2 tRNA genes and 3 rRNA genes are annotated in these 5,597 nt (G+C 53.8%); all 5 read right to left on the reverse strand.

Annotation, left to right across the window (positions count from 1 at the left end):
• Window positions 1–55: 55 nt before the first annotated feature.
• Window positions 56–169 (reverse strand): 5S ribosomal RNA (rrf, locus tag NE850_RS39155).
• Between the two features lie 211 nt (window positions 170–380).
• Window positions 381–3,262, reverse strand: a 23S ribosomal RNA gene (locus NE850_RS39160).
• Window positions 3,263–3,562: 300 nt separating this feature from the next.
• Window positions 3,563–3,638 (reverse strand) — tRNA-Ala (locus NE850_RS39165).
• A gap of 65 nt (window positions 3,639–3,703) precedes the next feature.
• Window positions 3,704–3,780: transfer RNA gene (locus tag NE850_RS39170), tRNA-Ile, on the reverse strand.
• 78 nt (window positions 3,781–3,858) lie between these two features.
• Window positions 3,859–5,389 (reverse strand): 16S ribosomal RNA (locus NE850_RS39175).
• Together the 16S, 23S and 5S rRNA genes with 2 tRNA genes alongside form the textbook arrangement of a ribosomal RNA operon.
• Between the last annotated feature and the right edge of the window lie 208 nt (window positions 5,390–5,597).

A 5,597-nucleotide genomic window follows, 5' to 3' on the forward strand; every position in this document is an offset into this window, starting at 1 on the left:
GGTAAACGCAGAAACCCCACCTTTTTGGGGTGGGGTTTCTGTCTGCTGCGGGGGAGCCTGACGATGACCTACTTTCACACGGGTAATCCGCACTATCATCGGCGTGGCGTCGTTTCACGGTCCTGTTCGGGATGGGAAGGGGTGGGACCGACTCACTATGGTCATCAGGCATGACTTGTTGCCGTACTGCCCATGGGGCAATACCGCCAATCGGGAAGAAGTAGTTTCTGGTGATGCTCACCAGAGGGAGATTCGGGGGGTTGTGTTGTTTCTGGCACAACACTGATCTCAACCGTGCGTGGTGTCCTGCCCCCTTCGGGGGTGGGGTCCTGGTAAATGCTGAAGCATCCGCCATGACCGGCACAAAACACACCTGTTATAGGATCAAGCCTTACGGGCAATTAGTATCAGTTAGCTTAACGCATTACTGCGCTTCCACACCTGACCTATCAACGTCCTGGTCTTGAACGACCCTTCAAGGGGCTCGAAGCCCCGGGGATATCTCATCTTAAGGCGAGTTTCCCGCTTAGATGCTTTCAGCGGTTATCTCTTCCGAACATAGCTACCCGGCGATGCCACTGGCGTGACAACCGGTACACCAGAGGTTCGTCCACTCCGGTCCTCTCGTACTAGGAGCAGCCCCCTTCAAATATCCAGCGCCCACGGCAGATAGGGACCAAACTGTCTCACGACGTTTTAAACCCAGCTCACGTACCTCTTTAAATGGCGAACAGCCATACCCTTGGGACCGGCTACAGCCCCAGGATGAGATGAGCCGACATCGAGGTGCCAAACACCGCCGTCGATATGAACTCTTGGGCGGTATCAGCCTGTTATCCCCAGAGTACCTTTTATCCGTTGAGCGATGGCCCTTCCATACAGAACCACCGGATCACTATGACCTGCTTTCGCACCTGCTCGACTTGTCGGTCTCGCAGTTAAGCACGCTTATGCCATTGCACTATCAGCACGATTTCCGACCGTACCTAGCGTACCTTCGTACTCCTCCGTTACACTTTGGGAGGAGACCGCCCCAGTCAAACTGCCTACCATGCACTGTCCCCAGTCCGGATAACGGACCAAGGTTAGAACCTCAAACAAACCAGGGTGGTATTTCAAGGGCGGCTCCACGCAGACTGGCGTCCACGCTTCAAAGCCTCCCACCTATCCTACACAGACCGGTTCAAAGTCCAATGCAAAGCTACAGTAAAGGTTCATGGGGTCTTTCCGTCTAGCCGCGGGGAGATTGCATCATCACAAACACTTCAACTTCGCTGAGTCTCGGGAGGAGACAGTGTGGCCATCGTTACGCCATTCGTGCAGGTCGGAACTTACCCGACAAGGAATTTCGCTACCTTAGGACCGTTATAGTTACGGCCGCCGTTTACCGGGACTTCAATCAAGAGCTTGCACCCCATCATTTAATCTTCCGGCACCGGGCAGGCGTCACACCCTATACGTCCACTTTCGTGTTTGCAGAGTGCTGTGTTTTTATTAAACAGTCGCAGCCACCAGTTTATTGCAACCCCTTCACCCTTCTGGCGCAGGCCAGTCAGGCTACAGGGGCGTACCTTATCCCGAAGTTACGGTACCAATTTGCCGAGTTCCTTCTCCCGAGTTCTCTCAAGCGCCTTAGAATACTCATCTCGCCCACCTGTGTCGGTTTGCGGTACGGTCCTGTTAAACTGAAGCTTAGAGGCTTTTCTTGGAACCACTTCCGATTGCTTCTTCACCGAAGTGAATGGCCTCGCACCCTTGAATTCCGCGCCCGGATTTGCCAAAGCGCCTTCTCCAATGCAAGGACCGGGACTTCCAACACCCGGACAACCTTCCGCGATCCGTCCCCCCATCGCATTTAACAATGGTGCAGGAATATTAACCTGCTTCCCATCAGCTACGCATTTCTGCCTCGCCTTAGGGGCCGACTCACCCTACGCCGATGAACGTTGCGTAGGAAACCTTGGGCTTACGGCGAGGGGGCCTTTCACCCCCTTTATCGCTACTCATGTCAGCATTCGCACTTCCGATACCTCCAGCACACTTTTCAATGCACCTTCGCAGGCTTACGGAACGCTCTCCTACCATGCACATAAATGTGCATCCGCAGCTTCGGTATATTGCTTAGCCCCGTTACATCTTCCGCGCAGGACGACTCGATCAGTGAGCTATTACGCTTTCTTTAAAGGATGGCTGCTTCTAAGCCAACCTCCTGACTGTTTTAGCCTTCCCACTTCGTTTCCCACTTAGCAATATTTGGGGACCTTAGCTGGCGGTCTGGGTTGTTTCCCTCTTGACACCGGACGTTAGCACCCGATGTCTGTCTCCCGTGATTGCACTCTTCGGTATTCGGAGTTTGCTATGGCGTAGTAATCCGCAATGGACCCCACAACCATGACAGTGCTCTACCCCCGAAGGTGATACACGAGGCACTACCTAAATAGTTTTCGGAGAGAACCAGCTATTTCCAGGTTTGTTTAGCCTTTCACCCCTATCCACAGCTCATCCCCTAACTTTTCAACGTTAGTGGGTTCGGACCTCCAGTACGTGTTACCGCACCTTCATCCTGGCCATGGATAGATCACCTGGTTTCGGGTCTACACCCAGCGACTGAATCGCCCTGTTCGGACTCGCTTTCGCTACGCCTGCCCTAATCGGTTAAGCTTGCCACTGAATGTAAGTCGCTGACCCATTATACAAAAGGTACGCCGTCACCCCCTTGCGAAGGCTCCGACTGTTTGTATGCATGCGGTTTCAGGATCTGTTTCACTCCCCTCCCGGGGTTCTTTTCGCCTTTCCCTCACGGTACTGGTTCACTATCGGTCGATCACGAGTATTTAGCCTTGGAGGATGGTCCCCCCATCTTCAGACAGGATTTCACGTGTCCCGCCCTACTTCTCGTACACCCAGTTCTTCCTCGCTGTTTTCGTCTACAGGGCTATCACCTGCTATGGCGGCACTTTCCAGAGCCTTCGACTAACAATGAAGATAAAGAGTACAGGCTGGTCCCATTTCGCTCGCCACTACTCTGGGAATCTCGGTTGATTTCTTTTCCTGCGGTTACTTAGATGTTTCAGTTCACCGCGTTCGCTTCACGTAGCCTATGTATTCAGCTACGGATGACCCATACGGGCCGGGTTTCCCCATTCGGATATCGGTGGATCAAAGCTCGTTTGCCAGCTCCCCACCGCTTTTCGCAGGCTACCGCGTCCTTCATCGCCTGTGATCGCCAAGGCATCCACCACATGCACTTGTTCGCTTGACCCTATAACGGGTGTGTCTCTCTCGAGTCACATGCCGCTACAGGTTGAGTATTCGTGTTGCGCCGTATTCCAAAGCAATCTTTCGATCACCTTTAAAATACATTGATACAATCACAACCCTGATTCACCTACTCAATCACCCATCTCTAAGTGACCTTTCGTGAATCTCTTTACTACTTCTTCCTGATTGTTAAAGAACGACAGCCGATATCGCGATTGCCATAACCGCGTATCACTCTGACTGGCTCAATCGCCAATGCACAACGCTCTGCTTCTCTCGCAGAACGCTACGCATTGAGGATTGGTGGAGGATGACGGGATCGAACCGACGACCCCCTGCTTGCAAAGCAGGTGCTCTCCCAGCTGAGCTAATCCCCCAGTCATGCACAGATCAGATCTGCTTTCATCCCAAGGGGTTCACCGGTCAGCCACCGCAGAATCAGTGGTGGGTCTGGATGGATTCGAACCATCGACCCCCGCCTTATCAAGACGGTGCTCTAACCGACTGAGCTACAGACCCCTGAGTCCGTCTGCGTATCTGTCTTCAATTTCACAGCCGATAAGCGTGAGCGCTCAACGTTTGACACGTCAGCTCGGGAAAGGAGGTGATCCAGCCGCACCTTCCGATACGGCTACCTTGTTACGACTTCACCCCAGTCATGAATCCTACCGTGGTGACCGTCCTCCTTGCGGTTAGACTAGCCACTTCTGGTAAAACCCACTCCCATGGTGTGACGGGCGGTGTGTACAAGACCCGGGAACGTATTCACCGCGGCATGCTGATCCGCGATTACTAGCGATTCCAGCTTCACGCACTCGAGTTGCAGAGTGCGATCCGGACTACGATCGGTTTTCTGGGATTGGCTCCCCCTCGCGGGTTGGCGACCCTCTGTTCCGACCATTGTATGACGTGTGAAGCCCTACCCATAAGGGCCATGAGGACTTGACGTCATCCCCACCTTCCTCCGGTTTGTCACCGGCAGTCTCCCTGGAGTGCTCTTGCGTAGCAACTAGGGACAAGGGTTGCGCTCGTTGCGGGACTTAACCCAACATCTCACGACACGAGCTGACGACAGCCATGCAGCACCTGTGTTATGGCTCCCTTTCGGGCACGTCCACCTCTCAGCGGACTTCCATACATGTCAAGGGTAGGTAAGGTTTTTCGCGTTGCATCGAATTAATCCACATCATCCACCGCTTGTGCGGGTCCCCGTCAATTCCTTTGAGTTTTAATCTTGCGACCGTACTCCCCAGGCGGTCAACTTCACGCGTTAGCTACGTTACCAAGTCAATGAAGACCCGACAACTAGTTGACATCGTTTAGGGCGTGGACTACCAGGGTATCTAATCCTGTTTGCTCCCCACGCTTTCGTGCATGAGCGTCAGTATTGGCCCAGGGGGCTGCCTTCGCCATCGGTATTCCTCCACATCTCTACGCATTTCACTGCTACACGTGGAATTCTACCCCCCTCTGCCATACTCTAGCCCGCCAGTCACAAATGCAGTTCCCAGGTTAAGCCCGGGGATTTCACATCTGTCTTAGCGAACCGCCTGCGCACGCTTTACGCCCAGTAATTCCGATTAACGCTTGCACCCTACGTATTACCGCGGCTGCTGGCACGTAGTTAGCCGGTGCTTATTCTTCCGGTACCGTCATCCCCCCGCCATATTAGGGCAGAGGATTTCTTTCCGGACAAAAGTGCTTTACAACCCGAAGGCCTTCTTCACACACGCGGCATTGCTGGATCAGGGTTGCCCCCATTGTCCAAAATTCCCCACTGCTGCCTCCCGTAGGAGTCTGGGCCGTGTCTCAGTCCCAGTGTGGCTGGTCGTCCTCTCAGACCAGCTACAGATCGTCGCCTTGGTAGGCCTTTACCCCACCAACTAGCTAATCTGCCATCGGCCGCCCCTGTAGCGCGAGGTCCTAAGATCCCCCGCTTTCCTCCGCAGAGCGTATGCGGTATTAATCCGGCTTTCGCCGGGCTATCCCCCACTACAGGACACGTTCCGATGTATTACTCACCCGTTCGCCACTCGCCACCAGGGTTGCCCCCGTGCTGCCGTTCGACTTGCATGTGTAAGGCATGCCGCCAGCGTTCAATCTGAGCCAGGATCAAACTCTTCAGTTCAAACCTGTTACTGTTTTTCGGCCTCTTCCGAGACCGGTCGCTCACTCAACGTACTGACGAATGATCCAACCATCTTGCGACAGTCAAACCTTCCTTTCATTACTGTGTGAGACTTGATACTTTCGCTTCTCGGCAGACCCCGAAGGATCCGCCTCGCATCGCGCATCAAGCGCCCACACTTATCGGCTGTTAATTTTTAAAGATCGGT

It is taken from the genome of Paraburkholderia sp. USG1 (assembly GCF_031570135.1).
GTDB lineage: Bacteria > Pseudomonadota > Gammaproteobacteria > Burkholderiales > Burkholderiaceae > Paraburkholderia > Paraburkholderia dioscoreae.